General features: G+C 58.3%; 18 protein-coding genes. 10 read left to right on the forward strand and 8 right to left on the reverse strand.

Annotated features, from left to right (window positions below):
* Together ACIPL2_RS03365 and ACIPL2_RS03370 are read left to right on the forward strand one after the other, a co-directional pair.
* A partial coding sequence (locus ACIPL2_RS03365; protein WP_401352955.1) for an efflux RND transporter permease subunit occupies positions 1 to 618 on the forward strand: 618 nt, incomplete at its 5' end.
* Positions 615 to 2,036, forward strand: coding sequence for an efflux transporter outer membrane subunit (locus ACIPL2_RS03370; protein WP_401352956.1), 1,422 nt, complete (start codon positions 615 to 617; stop codon positions 2,034 to 2,036). The genes ACIPL2_RS03365 and ACIPL2_RS03370, both read left to right, overlap by 4 nt.
* A 336-nt stretch (positions 2,037 to 2,372) precedes the next feature.
* Here ACIPL2_RS03370 and ACIPL2_RS03375 read toward each other — a convergent pair whose 3' ends face one another.
* Genes ACIPL2_RS03375 through ACIPL2_RS03385 form a run of 3 tightly spaced genes read right to left on the reverse strand, consistent with a single transcriptional unit; the run spans position 2,373 to position 5,668 of the window.
* Entirely contained in the window at positions 2,373 to 3,338 is a 966-nt protein-coding gene (locus tag ACIPL2_RS03375) for an efflux RND transporter periplasmic adaptor subunit (RefSeq protein ID WP_401352957.1), read from the reverse strand.
* 4 nt (positions 3,339 to 3,342) lie between these two features.
* Positions 3,343 to 3,543, reverse strand: coding sequence for a DUF1656 domain-containing protein (locus ACIPL2_RS03380; protein WP_059405193.1), 201 nt, complete (start codon positions 3,541 to 3,543; stop codon positions 3,343 to 3,345).
* A complete protein-coding gene (locus tag ACIPL2_RS03385) occupies positions 3,533 to 5,668 on the reverse strand; it encodes an FUSC family protein (RefSeq protein ID WP_401352959.1) in 2,136 nt (711 codons plus the stop codon). Before ACIPL2_RS03385 ends, ACIPL2_RS03380 begins: the two co-directional genes overlap by 11 nt.
* Positions 5,669 to 5,884: 216 nt before the next feature.
* Here ACIPL2_RS03385 and ACIPL2_RS03390 point away from each other — a divergent pair, with 216 nt between their 5' ends.
* From ACIPL2_RS03390 to ACIPL2_RS03420, 7 genes are all read left to right on the forward strand, one after another.
* Entirely contained in the window at positions 5,885 to 6,952 is a 1,068-nt protein-coding gene (locus tag ACIPL2_RS03390) for a tetratricopeptide repeat protein (RefSeq protein WP_401352961.1), read from the forward strand.
* A 226-nt stretch (positions 6,953 to 7,178) separates the two neighbouring features.
* Positions 7,179 to 8,681: an ATPase domain-containing protein gene (locus ACIPL2_RS03395; RefSeq protein ID WP_401352963.1), complete on the forward strand. Its 1,503-nt coding sequence runs from the start codon at positions 7,179 to 7,181 to the stop codon at positions 8,679 to 8,681.
* A 14-nt stretch (positions 8,682 to 8,695) separates the two neighbouring features.
* Complete coding sequence (locus ACIPL2_RS03400; RefSeq protein ID WP_401353366.1) at positions 8,696 to 10,348, forward strand: ATP-binding protein; 1,653 nt, start codon at positions 8,696 to 8,698, stop codon at positions 10,346 to 10,348.
* A 416-nt stretch (positions 10,349 to 10,764) separates the two neighbouring features.
* On the forward strand, positions 10,765 to 11,736 hold the full coding sequence (locus tag ACIPL2_RS03405) for a hypothetical protein (protein WP_401352965.1): 972 nt from the start codon (positions 10,765 to 10,767) through the stop codon (positions 11,734 to 11,736).
* A 77-nt stretch (positions 11,737 to 11,813) separates the two neighbouring features.
* The gene (locus ACIPL2_RS03410) at positions 11,814 to 12,893 is read left to right on the forward strand and encodes a hypothetical protein (RefSeq protein WP_401352967.1); all 1,080 of its coding nucleotides are present in this window, start codon (positions 11,814 to 11,816) and stop codon (positions 12,891 to 12,893) included.
* A complete protein-coding gene (locus ACIPL2_RS03415) occupies positions 12,883 to 13,986 on the forward strand; it encodes a mandelate racemase/muconate lactonizing enzyme family protein (protein WP_401352969.1) in 1,104 nt (367 codons plus the stop codon). Before ACIPL2_RS03410 ends, ACIPL2_RS03415 begins: the two co-directional genes overlap by 11 nt.
* A gap of 58 nt (positions 13,987 to 14,044) precedes the next feature.
* Positions 14,045 to 15,283, forward strand: a complete 1,239-nt coding sequence (locus tag ACIPL2_RS03420) for an acetyl-CoA carboxylase biotin carboxylase subunit family protein (RefSeq protein ID WP_401352971.1) — start codon at positions 14,045 to 14,047, stop codon at positions 15,281 to 15,283.
* A gap of 130 nt (positions 15,284 to 15,413) precedes the next feature.
* Here ACIPL2_RS03420 and ACIPL2_RS03425 read toward each other — a convergent pair whose 3' ends face one another.
* The 5 genes from ACIPL2_RS03425 to ACIPL2_RS03445 all read right to left on the reverse strand — a co-directional run bounded on the left by ACIPL2_RS03425 (position 15,414) and on the right by ACIPL2_RS03445 (position 21,954).
* Complete coding sequence (locus ACIPL2_RS03425) at positions 15,414 to 15,791, reverse strand: response regulator (RefSeq protein ID WP_059405185.1); 378 nt, start codon at positions 15,789 to 15,791, stop codon at positions 15,414 to 15,416.
* Positions 15,792 to 15,868: 77 nt separating this feature from the next.
* Positions 15,869 to 17,050 carry an ATP-binding protein gene (locus ACIPL2_RS03430; RefSeq protein ID WP_401352973.1) on the reverse strand — a complete coding sequence of 394 codons (1,182 nt, stop codon included), beginning with the start codon at positions 17,048 to 17,050 and terminating at the stop codon, positions 15,869 to 15,871.
* Positions 17,044 to 17,637 (reverse strand): chemotaxis protein CheB, encoded by a 594-nt coding sequence (locus ACIPL2_RS03435; protein ID WP_401352975.1) that lies wholly within the window; start codon positions 17,635 to 17,637, stop codon positions 17,044 to 17,046. The genes ACIPL2_RS03430 and ACIPL2_RS03435 overlap by 7 nt, the downstream gene beginning before the upstream one ends.
* Positions 17,634 to 18,449: a protein-glutamate O-methyltransferase CheR gene (locus ACIPL2_RS03440; RefSeq protein ID WP_059405182.1), complete on the reverse strand. Its 816-nt coding sequence runs from the start codon at positions 18,447 to 18,449 to the stop codon at positions 17,634 to 17,636. Before ACIPL2_RS03440 ends, ACIPL2_RS03435 begins: the two co-directional genes overlap by 4 nt.
* A 13-nt stretch (positions 18,450 to 18,462) precedes the next feature.
* The gene (locus tag ACIPL2_RS03445) at positions 18,463 to 21,954 is read right to left on the reverse strand and encodes a response regulator (protein WP_401352976.1); all 3,492 of its coding nucleotides are present in this window, start codon (positions 21,952 to 21,954) and stop codon (positions 18,463 to 18,465) included.
* Between the two features lie 263 nt (positions 21,955 to 22,217).
* Here ACIPL2_RS03445 and ACIPL2_RS03450 point away from each other — a divergent pair, with 263 nt between their 5' ends.
* Positions 22,218 to 22,583, forward strand: coding sequence for a response regulator (locus ACIPL2_RS03450; RefSeq protein ID WP_401352978.1), 366 nt, complete (start codon positions 22,218 to 22,220; stop codon positions 22,581 to 22,583).
* Positions 22,584 to 22,642 lie beyond the last annotated feature (59 nt).

The raw sequence follows: 22,642 nt of genomic DNA on the forward strand, positions 1-22,642 counted from the left end.
CTTCCGAACGGCATGACCTACGAATGGACCGACCTGACCTACCAGCAGATTCTGTCCGGCAACACCGCGCTGTTCGTGTTCCCGCTCTGCGTACTGCTGGCGTTCCTGGTACTCGCGGCGCAATACGAAAGCTGGAGCCTGCCATTGGCGGTGATCCTGATCGTACCGATGACGCTGCTGTCGGCGATTATTGGTGTGATTGCTTCGGGCGGCGACAACAACATCTTTACCCAGATCGGCTTGATCGTACTGGTGGGACTTGCCTGTAAGAACGCGATTCTGATCGTCGAGTTCGCCAAGGATAAACAGCAGGACGAAGGCCTCAGCCCGCTCGCCGCGGTACTGGAAGCGTGCCGTCTGCGTCTGCGGCCGATCCTGATGACCTCCTTCGCGTTCATCATGGGTGTCGTGCCTCTGGTGTTCTCCAGCGGTGCCGGTGCCGAAATGCGTCACGCCATGGGTGTGGCGGTGTTCTCCGGGATGCTCGGGGTGACCTTCTTCGGCCTTTTGCTGACGCCGGTGTTCTACGTATTGATTCGTAATTTTGTGGAGCGCGGTGAAAAGCGCAAAGCGGCCAAGGCGCACAATCTTCAAAAGCAACTGGAGGCGCAACAATGAGCTTGAAAGCCTTCCTGCCGAGCCTTCTGGTACTGGCCCTGAGTGCCTGTGCCGTCGGCCCGGACTACAAGACCCCAGCCACTGAACCGGCCAACATCACCACGGCCACCGATGGCGCTGCCGGCCAGAAGAACTTCGACCGCTCGCGTTTCGAAGGCATCTGGTGGCAGCAGTTTGAAGACCCGACGCTGAACCAGTTGGTAACCGAGTCGTTGAAAGGCAACCGCGATTTGCGCGTAGCCTTTGCGCGCTGGAAAGCGGCGCGGGCGATTCGCGACGACGTCAGCAATGACGCGATGCCGACCATCACCAGCCGGGCCAGCAGTGATCTGGGCAAAGGGCAGATTCCTGGCGAGACCACCAAACGGGTCAATAGCGAACGCTACGACCTGGGCCTGGACATGGCGTGGGAGATCGACCTGTTCGGCCGTATCCAGCGCAACCTGGAATCCGCCGACGCCGAACAGCAGGCGATCGAAGCCGATCTGTACCAACTGCAAGTCACCATGATTGCCGAACTGGTGGACGCCTACGGTCAACTGCGCGGTGCGCAACTGCGGGAAAAGATCGCGCTTGCCAACCTCAACAACCAGCAGGAATCGCGCAAGATCACCGAAAGCCTGCGTGATGCCGGCGTCGGCGACCAGCTCGATGTGGAACGCGCCGATGCCCGCCTGGCGTCCGTCGAAGCCAGCGTGCCGCAATTGCAGGCTGAGCAGGTAAGGCAGAAAAACCGCATCGCCACCCTGCTGGGTGAGCGCCCGGACAAGCTGACCGTGGACTTGGGTCCAAAGGACTTGCCGGCCATTGCCAAGGCGTTGCCGATCGGTGATCCGGGCGAGTTGCTGCAACGTCGTCCGGACATTCTCAGCGCCGAACGCAAGCTGGCCTCCGCCACCGCGCGCATCGGCGTGGCCAAGGCTGATTTGTTCCCGCGTGTCAGCCTTAGCGGCTTCCTCGGCTTCACCGCCGGGCGCGGATCGCAGATCGGTTCGTCGGCGGCCAACGCCTGGGCGCTGGGCCCAAGCATCACCTGGGCCGCGTTTGACCTGGGCAGCGTGCGAGCACGTTTGCGTGGCGCCGATGCGGATGCCGAAGGCGCTTTGGCAACTTACGAGCAGCAAGTGTTGCTGGCCCTGGAAGAATCGGAAAACGCTTTCAGTGATTACGGCAAACGGCAGCAACGTTTGATTTCGCTGATTCGTCAAAGCGAATCGAGCCGCGCCGCTGCCGACCTGGCGGAAATTCGCTACCGCGAAGGCACGGCGGACTTCCTCGTGCTGCTTGATGCCCAACGCGAGCGTCTGGCGGCGGAAGACACCCAGGCCCAGGCCGAAGTCGATCTGTATCGCGGCATTGTCGCGATTTACAAAGCCCTTGGCGGTGGCTGGCAACCAGAAACCGTCGCCAGCAAGTAACGTTTCAAACGAGCCCCTTTGGTTGGCCGCAACCAACCAATTTCTTTGCCCCGCGCCTCATTCGGTCGCGGGGCTTTTTTTTTGCCTGCCCACCGTGCCACGTTCCTGTAGGAGCAGAGCTTGCTCGCGAAAGCAGATGTACATTCAAAAATGACGGTGACTGACCCACCGCTTTCGCGAGCGAGCTCGGCTCCTACAGGGGATTGCGTCGTTCGCAACAGTGCGTTCAGGCGCGGATTCAGTGTAGGAGCAGAGCTTGCTCGCGAAAGCGGTCTGACAGGCAATTTGATGTCGAGCCTGCCGCTGTCTTCGCGAGCGAGCTCGGCTCCTACAGGGTTAGCGGTGATCTTCAGTCTTGTGGTTTTCCTCGACGGTGACGGTGGCTGTGGTCCCGGCGCGCAGGGTGTTTTTGCCGGCGTAATCGGCGTCGATCTGGATCCGCACCGGCACCCGCTGGGCGAGTTTGACCCAGGTGTAGCTCGGGTTGATGTTGGCCAGCAAGCGACCGCCCGGCAGGTTCTCGCGGTCAGCAATGGCGAAGGCAATGCTTTGGACGGTGCCGCCGAAAGTCTCGCCGCTCATCAATTCGATCCTGACGTGGTCGCCCTCCTCGATTCGTGGCAGCTTGGTTTCTTCGAAGTAGCCACTGACATAAAACGAATCGCTGTCCACCAGCGCCAGCAGCGCGCCACCGGCAGTGGCATAGTCACCCTGACGGGTCAGCAGATTGGTGACGTAACCGCTGACAGGCGCTTCGACCCGGGTGCGCTGCAAGTCGAGTTCCGCCTGGGTCAATGCGGCGATCGCCAATTGCACATTGGCCTGAGCCAAACCCAGGTTGGCCTGGTTACGCAGCAACTCGGCCTGCGCCACGGCGACGTCGGTGCTGGATTTTTCCCACTCCTCGCCTGAAATCGCGGCGCGCTCCTTGAGGGTGCGACGTCGGCGTTCTTCGCTCTGACGCTGCCTTAGCAACGCTCCACTGGAAACAATCGTCGCCTCGGATTGCCCGAGGGAGGCTTTCGCCACTTCCACCGAGCGCCTGGCATGCTCCACCGCCAGGGTGTAGCGCGCCGGGTCGATTTCCAACAACAACTGGCCCTTGTCGACATGCTGGTTGTCCTGCACGCGAAGGCTGACGATGCGCCCGGCAACATCGGCGGACAAGGTCACCACATCGGCCCGCACCCGCGCATCTCGCGTCCAGGGCGCGCGGGTGTAATGCTCCCAGGCGAACCAGCCCAGCACAAAGGCCAGCAACACCACCGCCACGGTTGCGAGTCGGGAAAGGATCTTCTTCAACGCATCAAGCTCCCATCACCAGAATCAGCGTCGCGCAAACGCAGGCGTACAACGCGCCTTCGAACAACGCTTCATGCCAGACAAACCGCAGCACGCCCAAGCGGCGCAGGATCCAGTCCAGCAGCAGGTAAATCGGCAACGCCAGCAGCAACGCCTGGGCGATTGGCGGCAGGTAGACGCCACCCACTTCCAGATCAATGGGCAAGGGCCGGTACTCCTTCCACGTCCAGAGGTTGAAAGTGGATGCGATGCCGCTGCAGAAACGACACCACAATCAGCAGTGCCACGCGCATCCTGAAGACTGACCACAGGTGTTCATGAACGTCCAAATGCAAGTCGTCCATTTCATCGCCCAGGACATGCAAGGTTTCGAGCAACTGTTCAAGGTCAATCCCGGGCCGCCCGGCGATCAACCGTCCTGTCTCGCGGACCGCTCCCAACAAACGGTTTTTCTGTTCCGTGCTCAGTAACGTGTTGCTTTGCCCCTGTTGCCTGAGCTGGTTCAACGCCACGCCCAGCGCCATGCAGCCAAGGCTGACTTCGAATAACTCGCTGGATTGCTTGTCATGGGTGGCGGGCAATAATCCCAGCATCATGGTCAAGCGATCGACCATGCGACTTTCAAAGGCAAATTGCTGCTCATCGGTGGCCGGTGTCTTCAATAAAGCGTAGACCTGCTCGCAGTTCTCATTGAACAGCCGGCGTATCCGCAAAACCGGCCTGAACGGGAAGATCAAGGCGTAGACACTTAACGCCAGCGACGCTGCGCAGATATACGCGCCGGCAAACTCGAACCACTGAATGGCGGTGTTCTGCCCGGTGCCGACGTTTTGCGGGCCCAGCAACAGCATCGTCGTCAGCCCAAGGCCAATGCCGGTGCCCGTGGTTGGCGGACTGGACAGCCCCACCGCGACGGCATACAGCAAAGGGGCCAACAACAAGGCGAGTAACTCGAAGTTGCTGATCATCGGTATCAGCAGGAACAGGTACAACGCCGACACCACCAACGCCAATCCCAGTCCTCTGGCAAAGCTTTGGCTGGCCAGCAGCGGCCGCGGAAACGTCGCCATCAGCGAACACAGAATCCCCGTCACAATCATCCCGCCACGCGCCCCGTCCCAACCGGTCTCGATCCAGATCAGGCCGGCCACCAGCAACGCGGTAAAAGCCCGGATCGCGTTCATCGACGCCAGGGTGAAGTCCAGGTGCAACGGGTTGTCCTGGCCGCGAAACATGCTGCTGGCCGGACGCCCGTCCTGGATTGCGTCGCTCAGTTCCAGAATTTGCGCCAGTTGCTCCAACATTCGCGCCTGCTCCCAGCGCAGCGCCCAGGCCAGTGAGCGCAGCGTGGCCGGCATCGTTTCGGTAAGCTGCTCGGCCTTGTAGGCCTGGTCATCGAACCGCTGTTGCAACGCCCCGAAATGGTGGCGCGCATCGGCTGACAATGAACGTCCCTTCTGGGCCAGTTCATCGAGAAAAACCAGTTCTTCGGCGCGTAAACGCTGGATCTCTTCTGGCAATGCGCCTTTCCAGCGCTCGGCCAACAGCTGCCGCTGGTGGCGCAGCGCCGTCAGCCGCGACGTCAGCAGCACCAGCTGATTACCGAGCAACTGCACCAGGCCATTGGCGCTGCGCAAACGGGGGGCATCGTAGTACAAGTGCCGACGGACACCTTCCAGCGCGCTGATCGCGCCGAGCAGCTGCATTTGCCGACGGTGGAAATCGTCCTCGCTTTCTTCGGTGCGGATGACAGCGGCAGCGTGGGTGGCGAGCAGCTTGATCACTTGATCGACCTTGGCAAAGTAATCACGGGCCACCGCCTCCGGGCGCGCCGTGAGAAGGCTGACCACGCACACGCAGGCCACCGCCAGCAACGTCTCGGTCACGCGGGTGACGGCCAGCAGGAACGTGCCGTCCTGATCCGGCACCGCCAGCAGCGCCACGACCACCGCCGTGTAGCCACTCAGGACAAACGCCTGGGAACTGGTGTAACGCAGCAACGTGCCACCGGCGGTACACAGCGCCAACCACAAGGCCAGGGTGATGATGAAAGGCATCGGCGCCTGGGGGAAGATCGCCATGATCACCACCGCTACCGCCGCGCCCAGGGTGGTGCCGATCACCTGGCCAAAACTGCGCGCCAGCACCATGCCGCCCAATGGCTGGCTGATAATGACCACGGCCATGATCGACCATTTCGGCTGGTCGAGGTCGAACAGAAAGGCCAGATACAGCGTCAAAATTCCGGCCGTGATGGTTCTCAAGGCAAACAGCAACACCCCGGGACCGGGATGGATAATTGCCTTGAAATATTGCAACAGCGCTTGCATGGAGGTGCCTGTCGGGTTGTCTCCAGCAAGCGTAGTCACTGCTTCGAGACCTCGACAGGTTTCAATGTCGACGGGTCCTGTAGGCAAAATCACTGATTGGCCAGACTGCCTTAAATCGCCTGACACACAGACTGAAGCCAGTCAGGGTTTGACTCACAGCCGTGCCTGACCGAAGCTGACGGCTTTGCAAAAGCTTGCCAGCTCCTGGATTCCTGCATGCCTCAGTCCCGCCGCTACCTGATCATCAGCCTCTGCATTCTCATTGCCATCGGCCTTGCCATCGGCCTTGCCTGGTTGTTCCTGCGCAGCTCCGCCCCGGTGGTGCCGGAGGCGATCAAGCGCGGCTTCACCGAAGCCCTGAACCAGGCACGCGCGGGTCAACCGGGTGCGGCGCGGGTCCTTTATCAGCAGTTGGCCCGCCCGGATATCTCACCGAAGCGACGCATCTGGCTGCACGCCGAACTGCCCAACTACCCGAGCTCCGTGGCCCTGAAACTGGCGGATGCGGACTTGCAACATGAATCGCCAGACGTGCGCATCGCGGCGATCAAAAGCATCAGCGGGCTGGTGCCCAACGGGCAACGCAGCCTGTTGATCGGGCCGTTGCTCGATGACAGCGAGCAGAAGGTCCGCTTTGCCGCTATCAACGCGCTGCTGGGGCTTTCGCCGGATGATCTTGGCCTCTACTTCGGCCCATTGCAGCAGGCGATCGACGCCTGGGAGCTGGTGCTCAAGAGCGCCCCGGAAAGCGCCGACAACTACTATCAGCGCGCTCGGCTGCACCTGCACAATGCCGAACTGAAAGAAGCCAAGGAGGCCCTCGAACAGACCTTGCGCCTGGACCCCGGCAACCTGCCGGCCCTGGTGATGCAGATCGAAGTGCTGGATAAACAGGGCCAGAGCGATGCCGCCCGGCAACTGTTGGCCAAACAGTTGAAGGCTCAGCCGGATTCGGCCTACCTGCAACATGCCCTGGGCCTCTGGTTGCTGCACCACGGCCAAAGCGAATTCGCCCTGCTCGGCCTGTCCAAAGCCGTGGAGCTGGAGCCGGACAACAAGGATTACCGCTACGACCTGGCCACCACGCTTCACGGTGAAGAAGAGCTGGAAGCGGCGCAGAAACAGTTGCAGGAAATCGTTCAGCGCCACCCGGCCGATCGCAAGGCCCGCGTGCTGTTGATCAATTACTGGAAGGAAAGCGGACAACTGCAGAACGTGCAGATCCTGCTGGCGCAACTCGAGCAGCTCAACCCGGACGATCCGGCGCTGCAACAAGGCCTATAAACACCTCCCCGTGTAGCAGCTGCCGAAGGCTGCGTTCGAGTGCGTAGCGCTCGTCATCGGGCGGCCGGCGGGCGCTACGCGCCCGAACGCAGCCTTCGGCAGCTGCTACAGATTACGTAGAAGAAAGGTTGAACCGTCGCCTCGGCCAAAGGTCAAGTGATCAGGTAGTCCATTCAGGCACTTCAGGCCTGCTGCCTCGCTTCCCCTAGTCATGAGAGGGCTTTTTTTGTCTACATCTAACGAGTTGTTCAGTGCAAAAGCCGCCACCGGCATCGAAGGTCTGGATGACATCCTGGCCGGTGGATTGTCCCGCGGCCATGTGTTTTTGCTCGAGGGGGAACCCGGAACCGGCAAAACCACCGTCGCCTTGCATTTTCTGTTGGCCGGCGCCCGAGCCGGCGAACGCTCGTTGTACATCACCCTGTCGGAAACCGAACGTGAGCTGCGCCAAGGCGCGCTGTCCCACGGCTGGGAGCTGGATGAAAACATCCACATCTTCGAACTGACACCGCCTGAAAGCCTGCTCAATGCCGAGCATCAGCAAAGCCTGCTGTACTCATCGGACCTGGAGTTGGGCGAGGCGACCAAGCAGATTTTCGAAGTGGTCGAACGGGTCAAGCCGACCCGCGTGGTGCTCGACAGCCTTTCCGAAATCCGTCTCCTGGCCCAAAGCTCCCTGCGCTACCGGCGCCAGATCCTCGCGATCAAACACTACTTCGTGCGCTATGACGCCACCGTGGTGTTGCTCGACGACTTGACCACCGAATCCCTCGACAAGACCGTGCACAGTGTCGCGCACGGGGTGATTCGCCTGGAAGAACTGACCCCCAACTACGGCGCCGAACGTCGGCGGATCCGCGTGGTGAAGTACCGTGGCCAGAAGTACCGTGGCGGCTTTCACGACTTCACCATCATGGGCGACGGCGTGCACGTGTTCCCCCGGCTGGTCGCTGCCGAACACCGTGGCGTGTACGTCCGCCAGCAATTGACCAGCGGCATCAAGGAAATGGACGCCCTGCTCGGCGGCGGCATCGAGACCGGTTCCAGTACCTTGATCCTCGGCCCGGCCGGTACCGGCAAGTCGCTGATCTCGATGATCTTCGCCGCCGCCGCCGTGGCCCGGGGCGAAAAAGCTGCGTTGTTCATTTTCGATGAAGAACTCGGGCTGCTGTTCGAGCGCATGAGAAACATGGGCATTGATTTGCAGGCCCTGCAAGACACCGGCAACCTGCTGATCGAACAAGTGGATGCCGCGGAATTGTCCCCCGGCGAGTTTTCCCACCGGGTGCGTCGCTGCGTCGATGAACGCGACATCAAGACCGTGGTGATCGACAGCATCAACGGCTATCAAGCCGCGATGCCTGAAGAGAACGCCCTGGTGCTGCACATGCACGAGTTGCTGCTGTACCTCAATCGCCGAGGCGCCGCGACGTTCATGACCGTCGCCCAGCATGGTTTGGTCGGCGACATGCAGGCCCCGGTGGACATCACATATCTGGCCGACACGGTCATCCTGCTGCGTTATTTCGAAGCGCTGGGCAAGGTTCGCCGGGCCATCTCGATTATCAAGAAACGCACGGGCAGCCATGAATCGACCATTCGTGAATACCGCATCGGCTCGCATGGCATGACCATCGGCGAACCGCTGGAAGCCTTCCAGGGCGTATTGCGTGGCGTCCCCACGTATCTGGGCGCGAGCAATCCATTGCTCGGGGATGAAACGCCGTGATTGCCCAGGAAGCGATGTCCGAGCGCGCGATCATTCTCGCGCCGCTGGGTCGCGACAGCCAGATTGCGCTGATGATGCTCAACGAGGCAGGTTTCGACGGGGTGATCACCCGTGATCTGATCGGGCTTTGCTTCGAGCTGCAGCAAGGCGCCGGTTTACTGCTGATCTCTTCCGAGGCCCTGCTGGGCGGTGATCTTGAGCCGCTGCTCGGGCTGATCGAGCAGCAGCCGGCCTGGTCGGACCTGCCGATTGTCCTGATGACCTACCATGGCGGCCCGGAACAGAACCCGGCCTCGCGATTCGGTCCGCAACTGGGCAATGTCACCTTTCTCGAGCGCCCTTTTCACCCGGTCACGTTGATCAGCCTGGTGACCACCGCGTTGCGCGGCCGTCGACGACAGTACGAAGCCAGGGACCGGCTGATCGACCTGAGTCAGAGCGAACTGCGCCTGCAAAACACCCTCGAAACCCTCGAACAACAGGTCGAAGAACGCACCGCTCAGTTGCGACACAACGAAGAAGCGTTGCGTCAGTCGCAGAAAATGGAAGCGGTCGGCCAACTCACCGGCGGTATTGCCCACGACTTCAACAACATGCTGACCGGCATCATCGGTAGCTTGGAACTGCTGCGTCGGCGCCTGGCTCGTGGGCGCATCGAAGACCTCGACAGCCTGATCGATCTCGGCGTGACGTCGGCCAACCGTGCAGCGGGCCTGACCCACCGCTTGCTCGCGTTCTCGCGGCGCCAGTCGCTGGACTCAAAACCCGTGGAAATGAATACCCTGGTGGTGTCCATGGGCGAACTGCTGCAACGCAGCATCAACGAAAGCATTCAACTGGACATGCAGCTCAGCGAACCCTTGTGGGTGGCCGAGGCCGACCCCAACCAACTGGAAAGCGCCCTGCTCAATCTGGTGATCAATGCGCGGGATGCCATGCCCGACGGCGGCAAGCTGGCGGTAAAAACCTGCAATCAATATCTGGATTCGGGCTTCACCGCCGCCCACAGCAACCTTGATCCGGGTGATTATGTGGTGTTGAGCGTCACCGACACCGGGTGTGGCATGCCACAAAGCACGATCAGCCGAGCATTTGATCCGTTCTTCACCACCAAGCCGATCGGCCAGGGCACCGGCCTTGGGCTGTCGATGATCTATGGCTTCAGCAAGCAATCGCGCGGGCATGTAGCCATTGACAGTGAAGTAGGCAAAGGCACGACCGTGAGCCTGTACCTGCCACGTTTCGGCGGCGACGTGCCCCAGGACAAGCCCGTCGACGTGCCGCACGCGCCGTTCGCGCAAAATGGCGAAACGGTGTTGATCGTCGAGGACGATCCGGCGGTGAGGGTCTTGGTCAGTACGGTGTTGAGCGAATTGGGTTATGCCTTCGTCGAGGCTGGCGACGCTGATAGCGCGGTGCCGATTCTCGATTCCGGGCAACGCATCGATCTATTGATCAGCGACGTCGGATTGCCCGGCATGAACGGCCGACAACTGGCGGAAATCGGCCGGCAGTACCGCCCTGAGCTCAAGGTGCTGTTCATCACCGGCTACGCCGAACACGCAGCGGTGCGTGGCGGTTTCCTTGACCCGGGCATGCAAATGATCACCAAGCCGTTCACCTTCGACCTGTTGACGGCGAAAGTGCGGGAGATGATCCGTGTGTGAGACGGTACTCCCCAGCCTGAAACGCAGCTTCACGACCCCAGCAATGAGCCCGCAGGTCAGGTTCACTTTTCGCGCCCATAGCGGGCGCTGACTGCTGCGTTAGAGCGGTAGCACAGTATCTGACAGCGGATCGCGGGGCTGAATCTGCCCCCTCCAGGATCGCTCATTAGCGTTCTTTGATCGCGACGAATCCGTTTCGCACCGTAATATTTATACATTAATTTTGTATTGCCTTACTTTCGCCTTCGGGTCCAACCTTAGACGCGAAGTTAATGGCGGCGAGCTCCAATAACATCAAGACACAGTTAAACCACTTGGTAGTCTGTTTAAACTTTTACGCACCACGGCGCGATACAAACCTATATGCGTTGCGCGAGGTATGGATACCTCTCAACTCGTTTTAAAAGGGACTTTAAATGGAATTGACTCCGAAGTTCATCCACGAACAGCTTCGTCATGAGCGAGTTCTCACACGAGACGTAGGATATATCTGTGACCCGGTTGAAGTCTGGTGGGCAAATCACCGGCCCAACCTGTCAAATCACGCATTGAAGTTACAGCTCATTTCCCTGCTCAGCGATACATTGCGTGAAGACGACAAGCTTTACTTTGACAGTGTCGGAAAAAATGGCATCTCAGCGGTATGCTTGACAGGCGTGTTCCGAACGGACAACTACTGTCTCGCCTTTATCGTTCACGAAGCACTGTGCGAGTTGTTCCATCTTCGGGACATCAAGTACCCTTATGAAAATCATAAAGCGATATTCCTAAAAACAAATGCCGAACGGTATCGAAACTGGGGGAATGGTTATGGCGAAATCACGCCTCACTCCGATGATCTGTACGAAGTTGAATCAACCGACCTTCTCGCACTAACCGTCTGCCGCGACAAGACCTGCACGCCGACACAGTATTTTCTTGCAAAAAATATAATTGATGGTCTTAGTGATACAGAACTTAGGCAACTTGCGCAAATGAGCGCACGCTTTCGATCGGGGAAAAACGTTGAAATTTCGAAAAGCCATGAGCGAAAACTGATTCAGTACGATCCCACCTACGGAATACAGGTTTACCTCGACTTCCGTGTTGACACTGATATCGGCGCGCGCATGGTGCCAACCAACCCTGTCGACAGGCCGTTGATTCGAAGGATCAGGCAGCAAATACCGTCATGGACCCCAACCTGTTCAGCTGCTACCACGGGTACCTTTCTTATTTTAGCGAACCATAAGGTGCTGCATGCCCGGCCCGTTTTGAATCTGGACATCCATACCGCAACCACTCATGCACGGAGGACCAAGCTCAGCGAAACTCCCCGCCTGTTGTTTCGTAGTAAAGGTCCGAGACACCATTTGTCTTTGGCACCCGGGTATGACGCTTATCTCTAAAGCAGTCAGAAGTACGTTCCTCACTTCAAATCCAGAAACACATCGAGGCATGCCTACCGTCACTACAAGGATATCCAATGAAAGGAGCCTTCATCGTTCGACTCATTATTGCGACTTCGCTCTACACGATTCTGGGTCGCGCTACCGTCTGGTTTGATCCCATTTCGAATGCAATACTTGTTTTCGGCAGTCGCTTTTTTCTGGTTTTTTCGCCGTTCTTTTTCGCCCACTTCAGGGCTGACGCAATCCTGGTAGCCACATTGTTAGCCGCGCTGGGTGCGTTATTGCTCGTGCTCCCCGGTCAGATATTTCTTATTGCGGGAGCGATATGCCTGGCGACCGGTGTTAGCGTGGCGGGTTATCTGATTAGAGCGTATGCCTCCGAAAACATTGGTGCAGCCGCGCGCAACAAGGTTGCCATAAATTCCGGCGTCATCCTTGCCGGCATCGCGCTTTCAATTCCAGACCAAAGTAACACTGTTATAGCGTTGGCAAGTTTCATACTTCTGTTACTGGCCGCGTATGTGGCTCGAAATATCGTTTCCTCTCGAACCCGTGTCGAATTACCCGCAGGAAGCACCGCGTCCCGATCCATTCAATTGGCATGTGTGCTGCTGGGTTTAACAATGGGCATCAAACTGTACAGCCCGTTTACCCTGCTGCCGCAATATATCGTGTCGACAACTGGATCACTCGCCCCGTGGTATGGAATGGTTGTTTTGGCCAGCAGCGTGTTCATCGTCATTCTGCAAAAACCGGTTATCAGCGTTATGGGCAAGTTTACCGGTGACAGGGTTTCGATGATCACCACATGGCTGACAATGTTCTGCGGCCTCTGCGTAATCGCGCTGCCGGGACCTTTCCAGGCAGCGACATTCACCGGCGCACTTGTGTGGGTACTGATGCTCTCGCTAGTTGAATGTTTTGCCAGCTACCTGGACGTGTTTGGAGCGAAAGACAATTGTCTTTTTATCAAAGAGCTCGCGGTCGGGGCTGGTGGAGGACTGAGCGCCCTGGTCTCACGTTACGCCCCTCCGGACATATCTGGCCCAATCCTGGCACTGACCGGGATGGCTTTCATGGTGATCGCCGTGATGATCATTCTGAATTCAAGCTCGGCTTATCGACCGAAACTCAGGAAATACGATGCGAATTAAAAGAGTGTCCATCAGTTTGCTGCGCATACCCCTTCGAAAACCGTTTGTGTCATGCCTTCGCCGTGTCGAATACATCGAGGACGTGGTCATCGAGATAGAGACGGATTGCGGCTTGCGTGGCTACGGAGCAGGTACACCCTCTTTGCGAATGAACGGCGAAAGCGTCGATTCAATAATATCGGTCGTAAAAAACGTATTGGCACCCACCTTGATGGGCAAGGATGTTTCGCAGCTTGAAGCGATCCTGACGTCGATGGATCATTCCATTGCCGGGAACGCGGCCGCAAAGGCATCAATCGACATAGCGCTACACGACCTTATGGCTCAAGCCGCCGGGCTGCCGCTTTATCGTTTCCTGGGTGGTGACAACCAGCAGATAACCACGGGCATCTCGATTTCCCACAACACACTTGATGAGATGGTGAGCGACGCTGCTGCCGCGGTCAGCAACGGTTTCACGACCTTGAAGCTTAAACTCGGCTCCGCGCAGGGTATTGAGGACGACCTTCGACGGGTGCGCGAGATCCGTCGCTCGGTTGGAGAATCTATTGAAATCGGCGTCGACGCCAATCAGGCATGGCGTGAAAACGATGCGCTGAAATTTGCGGAACAGGTCGACGCTAGCGGAATGAATCTGTCTTTTATAGAACAGCCTGTGCTGTTTACCGAAAGGTCCTGTCTGGGTCGAGTCACCGACGCCTCGCGTATTCCTGTGCTGGCGGATGAGAGTTGCTCATCGCTACTTGACGCAGCCGATCTGGCAAAACACGGAATTGTGGACGGGCTCGCCATAAAACTGATGAAGCTGGGGGGGATCCGCGCCGCAAGATCGGCTTACGACCTCGCTCGCCTGCACGCCAGGATTTGTGCGGCGACATGTCTCATGGAGTCTCCCATCGCGATCGCGGCAATGGCGAGTTTTTGCTCAGGCAGGCATTTCAGGTTCATTGATCTGGACGCTATGGCGTTGATCACTCACAACCCCGTTATCGGGGGCGCGACGATGTCGATGAATACGCTTCTCTTGAGTGACCAGCCAGGTCTGGGAATACAACGAATCGAGGGCTTGGAGCCGCTGCTCAGTATTAGTTGACGTGCGGCTATCGGAGCCGAATACGTTCATTGCGCCCCAATCAAAGGACAAGACCGACATGGAAAAATGCTTGATCGTCGTTGGCTACAACAACGTCCGTATTTACGACATCCCCAAGATTCAACGAGCTTGCCATCAGCTCTTCGATGCGAAGTTACTACTGGTGACAGAAAAGATCGAAGAAGCCGATCGTCACGCCGCCGATGAAGTCGTCGCGTGCGCCCTCGGGGAGGAAGCCGTCGAAACGTCGACTCGATGGGTGTGCGCAGAGCTTGACCGGCTTGAGCTCAACCCCATCGGCATCCTGCCCTTTTCAGACCGTGGCGTGCTGCTTGGCGCGACACTGGCCAAGCATTTCGGGCTTGCTGGAATAGCGCCGGACGATGCACTTGCAGGCCTCGACAAGTACGCCTTTCGCAACCGGGACGCGCAAAGCAAAGCGCACGTTCCAGGGTACCAACCTGTCCGTTGCGTTCACGTACGATCAAAAGCGCAGTTCCAGAGCACTGTAGCTGAGTTCGGCGGCCGAGCGTTCGCCAAGCCGCTGAACGAAGGAAACAGTCGTGGTTGCCATGTCGTACCCTCCATCGAGCACTGCGACGTCATCTGGTCAGACTTGAGGCACTATCACGACGGCGGAATCATCGTCGAAGAATTGATCGAGAATGCTCAAGAGTACAGTTGGGATTACGTGGCGGGATGCTCGTGGATAACGGAGAAACACACGACAACAGGGCTATACCGCGCAGAAATACAACAAATTGTGCCTGCACCATTGTCAGAGGATGTCCGGCGTCAGATCAACGCCGCCGGGAATCACATACGGCGACTGCTGCCAGACGGCGGTGCCTACCACAACGAAATATTCTCGCGCTCCGGACTCACTGCCGCAGTAGAAACAAACTTGCGGCCAGCCGGCCTGCACATCTGGGACCTGGCGGCGTTGGCGTTCAACCATCTGGATCCCTGGGAGATCTGGGTGCGGTGGGCTGTCACTGGCGTTGTCGAAGAGAGGTCGCCAGACCCGCTGTGCTACTCCGGTATTCGGCTGATTAAAGCACCGGCGTCAGGGGTTTTGACTGCGCTTCCGGATATTGGGCAGATCGCGGCCGAGCTTGGAATCGAGGTACGAGACTATCGATACACGAAACACTCTGGAGAGCGCGTCACGGATACGCCTCAAGACAACTCTGACTTTTTGGGTGAAGTCATAAGCTGTTCCACTGAGTACGCAGATCTCTGCGCGCAGCTGCTTGAATTGACGTCGACGATTGAATCCAGGGTAAACATCGCTTGATCGGCGGACTCTCCCACCGGTGAGTCACATCCGCCACGTCTGCGATCTTCTGATTTTCAAGCCTTTCAAAAGATCGCAGTTCACGGCAGCTCCCACCCGCAGGTGTGGGGCCGAAATTCCCCGACGGGTCTTACGAGAGCATTTCCTGCATCAGCTCTTGCAGCACATCCAGATCGAACGGTTTGCCCAGGATCGGCGCTTTGCGCGTGATCGGGCTGTCGGTCTCGCGGATTTCCTGCGGATAACCGCTGATGAAAATCACTTTGAGCTCCGGTCGCAGCTTCACGGCCGGTTCGGCGATCTGGACGCCAGAGATTCCGCCTGGCAGGCGGAAATCGGTGATCATCATGTCCAGATGCGGTTTGCTCGCGAGGATTTCGAAGGCCTGCTCGCCGTTTTCGGCCTGCAGCACCCGGTAGCCCTCACCCGACAGATAGGCCGACAGCACCATCAAAATCGAGGGGTCATCTTCGACGATCAATACGACGTCTTGTGCATCTTCACTCATGGGAAGCCTTTGTTCGGTCAATAGCTGCTGATACGACCGTGAGGTCGATCAGAGGTTGCGTTTATCCAGCTGTTTTCCTACAGCGGCAGACAAACGCGAAATAAGGCGCCCTCGCCAATCCGGCTTTCGACGGTAATGGAGCCGCCATGAGCGGCCACAATCTGTTCGGAAATAAACAAGCCCAGGCCCAGGCCCGCGACGGCGTGTTTGGCCGTAACGCGCTCGAACTGCTGGAAAATACGCTTCTGGTTTTCTTCACTGATGCCGATCCCCAGATCGCGCACTTCCACCAGCGCCTGCTGGTTGTCACTGTACACCTTCACGGTGATTGGACTCTTGGCGCCGTAACGCAAAGCGTTGGTCAGCAGGTTGGAAATCACCTGTTCAATACGAAATTCGTCCCAACTGCCGATCACCGGTTGCTCGGCGTCCAGGGTTACCGAGGACTCGGCGGCATCGATCTGCGCGGCGAAGTTCTGCAGCAAACCGCTTACCAGCGCCGACAGATCGAAGCGTTTCGGGCGGATCGACAGCTTGCCGGTGCGAATGCGCGACACATCGAGCATGTCTTCGATCAAGCGGATCAGGCTTTTGATCTGCCGTTCGTCGCGGTCGACCATGGCGTGCATTTTGTCCAGGGTGAACGCCGAAGCGTTATCCCGGGCCAGGTGCATTTTGCGCAATTGGGTTTCGAGGATCAGGCCATTGAGCGGCGTGCGCACTTCGTGGGCGACGATGGACATGAAGTCATCGCGCATGCGCACCGCCTGCTCCAGTTCGAGTTGGGTGCTCTGCAATTGCTTGAGCAGCGCCTCCTGCTCGCGGCGGCTCTGCTCCAGCGCTTCAACCTGCTGCTTCATCGCCTTGCTCTGGCGATAGAGTTCGACGAACACATTGACCTTGCTCTTCACCGCATGGATATCCAGCGGCTTGTGCAGGAAGTCCACCGCGCCGCTTTCGTAGCCCTTGAACGCGTAGTTCAACTCACGTCCGGCGGCACTGACGAAGACAATCGGAATGTTTTTGGTCTTTTCCGTGCCGCGCATCAACTCGGCCAGCTCAAAGCCGTTCATGCCTGGCATCTGCACATCAAGAATGGCCATGGCGAATTCGTGCTGCAACAACAGCGACAAGGCTTCGTCAGCCGAAAGAGCCTTATAGACCGTACGGTCTTCGCGCTTGATCAGCGCTTCAAGTGCCAACAGGTTCTCCGGCAGATCGTCGACGATCAGCAGTTTGGCTTGGATGTCACTTAGCATGCTATTCGTTCCAGCTCGACAATCAGACGGCCAATGCCGTGTATAGGGAGAACATGGTCTGGCTGGTGTATATCCAGGGCCGCCAGGGGCATGGTCGCGACTTGGGCTTCGTCCGGGTCCTGCACGATGGTCAGGCCGCCACGGCGCTTGACCTGCGCCAGGCCGCGGGCGCCATCCTGGTTGGCGCCGGTCAACAACACGGCGGCCAAGGCCGGGCCATAGGCATCGGCGGCAGACTCGAAGAGAAAATCGATGGCGGGTCTCGAATAGTGCACGCGGGGTTCCAGACTCAAGGAAAAACTGCGGTCCTGCTCCACCGACAAGTGATAACCGGGCGCGGCGAAATACAGCGTTCCGGCTTCGACCCGCGTCTTGTCATGGGCTTCCAGGACCGGCATGGACACGCGCCGTGCGAAGACTTCAGCCAGATGGCTGCGACGCGCGTCTGGCAGGTGCAACACCACCATGATCGGCAACCCGAAACCTTTGCGCAGTGGGCTGAGAATGTTCAGCAACGCCTCTACGCCACCGGCCGAGGCGCCAATCACAATCGCTTCTATAGTAGGCAGACCCACAGCATTGTTCATGATTTACGGTAAATCCGTTCTTGTTTGACCAACGGCTCGAACTGGTTGCCGAAGGCCGAAAAATCCAGCGTCTCCTTGCTGCCCAGCACTAAAAATCCACGGTGACACAGGGACTCGTGAAACAAACCAAACGCACGATCCTGAAGTTTTTTATTGAAGTAAATCAACACATTACGACACGAAATTAATTGAGTTTCTGAAAACACGCTGTCGGTCGCCAGGCTATGATCGGCGAAGGTCACGTTCTCACACAGCGTCTTGTCGAAAATGGCGTAGCCATACGCCGCTGTATAGTAGTCGGCGAACGAACGCTGGCCACCTGCCTGCTGGTAGTTATGAGTGTAGGCGCGGACATTCTCCATTGAGAAAATCCCTTGCTTGGCTTTTTCCAGCGAGCGCGGATTGATGTCGGTGGCGTAGATGATGGTGCGATCGAGCAAGCCTTCCTCGCGCAGCAAGATCGCCATCGAATAGACCTCTTCACCGGTGCTGCAACCGGCAATCCAGATCTTGATCGACGGATAGGTCTTGAGCAGCGGCACCACTTCCTTGCGGATCGCCAGGAAGTGCGAAGGATCGCGAAACATCTCGCTGACCGGGATCGTCAGCAATTGCAGTAACTGCATGAACGCCGTCGGATCGTGCAGCACTTTCTCCTGCAACGCCGAAATGGTGGCGCACTCGAACTGGCTCAACGCATGCTGGACCCGGCGCTTGATCGAAGCGCCGGAATAGTCGCGAAAGTCATAGCTGTATTTGAGGTAGATCGCCTCGATCAACAACCGCAATTCGATTTCGGTGTTCTTTTCCACTAAATACGTTCCACTAGATGCGTTCCATCTTCGGTAACCACACGCGAATCAGCGAGAACAGGCGATCCAGGTCGATGGGCTTGGCCAGGTAATCGTTGGAACCGGCCTGCAGGCAGCGTTCCTGATCGTCCTTCATGGCCTTGGCCGTCACCGCAATGATCGGCAGCTTGCGCCAGCGCGGGTCCTTGCGGATCTCGATGGTGGCCTCGTAGCCGTCCATCTCCGGCATCATCACGTCCATCAGCACCAGGTCGATGTCCTCGACTTCATTCAACTTTTCAATCGCCTCACGACCGTTCCGGCCGATGATCACGACTGCGCCTTTTTGCTCCAGCGCACTGGTGAGGGCGAAGATGTTGCGTACATCGTCGTCCACCAGCAGCACCTTGCGACCCTCGAAGACCTTATCGCGGCTGCGCGCGGTCTTGAGCATCTTCTGCCGTTCATGGGACAACTTGGATTCGACTTTGTGCAGAAAGAGTGTCACCTCATCCAGCAAGCGCTCCGGCGAGCGTGCGCCCTTGATGATGATCGAGCGCGAATACTTGCGCAGTTCAGCCTCTTCGTCCCGGGTCAGGTTGCGCCCGGTGTAGACGATCACGGGCGGGAACGAGCAGATATCCTCGGTGGACATGCGCTTGAGCAGGTCGTTGCCGAGCATGTCCGGCAGTTTCAGGTCGATGATCATGCAATCGAAAATCGTCGTGCGCAGCAGCTCCAGCGCATCCTGCGCCAGGCCGACCGCGGTGATCTCGATGTCCTCATCACCGATCAACCGGGCAATGCTGTCGCGCTGCAAGTCGTCGTCTTCCACCAGCAGGACGCGTTTCACCTTCTGGGTCAGCTTGGCTTCGAGACGGGCAAACACGTCCTTGAGCTCTTCGCGGGTGGTCGGCTTGACCGCATAGCCGATGGCGCCCATGTGCATCGCCGCCTCGACGCGGTCCTCGACAGAAATCACGTGAACCGGAATGTGCCGGGTTTCGGCGTGTTCTTTCAGGCGCTGCAACACGGTCAAGCCGGAATGATCCGGCAGGCGCATGTCCAGCAAAATGGCGTCCGGGATGAACTCCCTGGCCAGGTCGTAACCTTCGTCGGCACCGTGCGCGACCAGGCACTGATAACCCAGTTCATGCGCGAGGTCGTAGAGGATGTTCGCAAAGTTCGGCTCATCTTCCACCACCAGAATGCAGCGGGTGGCGAAGGGTGAACGACCACGATCGTCGTCGAAACGGGGGATATCGACTTCGGCAATCAGCGGCACCAACGCGACCGGAGCCACCCTGGGTGTCACGGCAACCGGCGAGGCTCTCATCGGTTCAATGGGCACATCGCCCGGTTCAACGTACTGCTGCGGCAGCACCAGGGTGAACACACTGCCCTGCCCCGGTTCGCTGGTGACGCTGATGGACCCACCCAGCAACGCGGCCAGGTCACGGGAAATCGACAAGCCCAGGCCGGTGCCGCCGTAACGGCGATTGGTGGTGCCATCGGCCTGACGGAACGCCTCGAAAATGCTTTCCTGCTGCTCCTGCGCGATACCGATCCCGGAGTCGCGTACGACAAACGCGATGCCTTCGTTCGGCTGCGTGGCCACGTTCAGGCTGACCGTCCCCTTTTCGGTGAACTTCACCGCGTTGGACAACAGGTTCTTGATCACCTGCTCCAGGCGCTGGCGGTCGGTGAAGATCATCAGCGGCGCACCGGCCTGCACATCCACGTGGAAATCCAGTTTTTTGTCCGCCGCCAAGGGCTCGAACATTCCCCGCAAGCCATCCACCAGGCGCGCGACGCTGGTGTTCTCCGGGCGCATCTCAAGCTTGCCGGCCTCGACCTTGGAAATGTCGAGAATATCGTTGATCAGGTTGAGCAAATCATTGCCCGCGGAATAGATCGACTCGGCAAACTTGACCTGCTCGGCGGTGAGGTTTTCCTGGGGGTTTTCCGCCAGCAACTTGGCCAGGATCAACGAACTGTTCAACGGCGTACGCAGTTCGTGGGACATGTTGGCGAGGAATTCGGACTTGTACTTGCTCGAACGCTGCAACTCTTCAGCGCGTTCTTCGAGCAGGAGTTGGGCCTGATTCAGTTCGGTGTTTTTCAGGTCCACGGTGTCGCGTTGCTCGGCCAGGATCTGGGCCTGCTCGGCGAGCTGTTCGTTGGTCTGCTCCAGTTCGACTTGCTGCGTTTCCAGATGCGCCTGGGATTCCTTGAGAATCCGCGACTGCTCTTCCAGCTCTTCGTTGGCGGTCTTGAGTTCTTCTTGCTGGACTTGCAGCTCTTCGTTGAGCTGTTGGGTTTCGGCCAGCACTTCCTGCAAGCGCTGGCGATAGCGCGCGGCTTCGATGGAGGTGCCGATGTTGCCGGCAATAAGTTCAAGCAATTCGATGTCGCGGTCATCCAGCGTGCGCAAAAAGCCCAGCTCGATCACGCCATTGACCCGGTCGTCGTCGCTAGTCGGCACCACCAGCACACTGTGCGGCAGACCTTCACCGAGGCCGGAGCTGACCTTGAAATAGCCGCTCGGCACCTCGTCGAGACGAATCAAACGAGCCTGTTGTGCCGCCTGGCCGACAATCCCTTCGCCACTGTAGATCTGTTGTTCAAGCGCTTCCTGTTCACGGGAGAAACCGTAGGCCGCGATACGCTTGAGGCCGCCATGATCTTCGCGCACATAAATAGCCGCCACGGCCGTGCCCAGGTACTGCGCGCAAAACTGCAGGATGTTGCGGCCCAGTATATTGAGCGACAGTTGCCCCAGCACTTGCTCGGCCAGTTCGGTCTGGCCGTTGCGCAGCCAGGCTTGTTGCTCCAGTCGCAGGGCACTGGCCTTTTGCGCGGCGAGGTTGGCGCTGTAACTGTTGGACAGATTGAGCAGGTCCCGACGGCCAATGTAGGCGAGCATCGCGCTGATACCGGCGATGAACAACAGATAAAGGCCAATGCTCCACACCGTGGTGCGGCGCACGTCTTCGTTGCGCGCGGCGCGCAACTGCTGCTCCATGTCGATCACTTCTTCGAATTGCTTGCGGATCTCGTCAGTCAAGCGCTTGCCCTGCCCGGCCTTGACCACACTGCGGTAATCGCCGCCGCTGCGTTGCAAGTCGATCATGTTTTGCGCGTAATTGGCCCAGTCCTGCTGCAGGGCTTTCAAGCGGTTCAGGCGGTCGGTTTGGACCGGGTTGTCCGCCGTCAGCTCAAGCAAGGTCTTGAGGGCAACCGCGATTCTCGGCTTGGCCGTTTCGTAGGGTTGCAGAAACGTGTCGTCGCCGCTGAGCAGGAAACCGCGCATGCCGGTTTCCAGATCGACTGTCAGTTTTATCGCTTCATTGGCGTTATTGATCACCCGGTCCGTGTGCTCGACCCACTGGATCGTCGACAGCAAATAGGTGATCAGGGAAATAAAGAAAACCGCGCTGATGACACCAACACCCAGCGGCAGGCTGATGTTACGGCTCAAGAGTTTGCGGAATCGTTGCTCATCAACCGAAGACGCGGAGGTCATGGGGTGGCCTTGTCGAACTGTTGAAAACCAGGGAGTTTGCCCCAAAAGTGGCACATTGATCCAACTATCTGACAGATTTTCGCGCAAAATCCTACATTCCCCAGCGACGGTGCAAGGGAGCGGTTATCCTTGCCGCCTCTTGCGCGGCTATTCTTTTTTGTAAAGCGCCGGGAACTTGTCGGGATCCGCCACTTACTCATGCAAGAGCCCGGTGATTTCGATCGACCGGCCAACGCGAATTTCAATCTTTGGGAACCCTTACTATGTCCTCCGACGCGTCCATCATCCTAGTAGTCGAAGACGACGCCATTGTGCGCATGCTGATCGTCGATGTGCTGGAGGAGCTGGAATTCAAGGTGCTTGAGGCCGACGGCAGCGAACAGGCGCTGGAGTTTCTCAATGACGAAGACCAGTACATCGATCTGATGATGACCGACGTCGGCTTGCCAGTGATGGACGGCCGTGAACTGGCCACCCAGGCGCGCATGCTGCGTCCCGAACTGCCGATTCTGTTCGCCAGCGGCTATGCCGAAAGCATTGACGTACCCGCAGGCATGCAGGTTATTGGCAAACCGTTCTCCATTGATCAGTTGCGCGACAAGGTCAAAGGCATGCTCGCGTCGTCCTGATACCCGCTCAAGCGCACGCAAGATCTCGATCGGCTGTGGTTTAATTGCGCCCCGTTTTT

Source organism: Pseudomonas sp. NPDC086251 (assembly GCF_044746405.1).
Taxonomy (GTDB): domain Bacteria; phylum Pseudomonadota; class Gammaproteobacteria; order Pseudomonadales; family Pseudomonadaceae; genus Aquipseudomonas.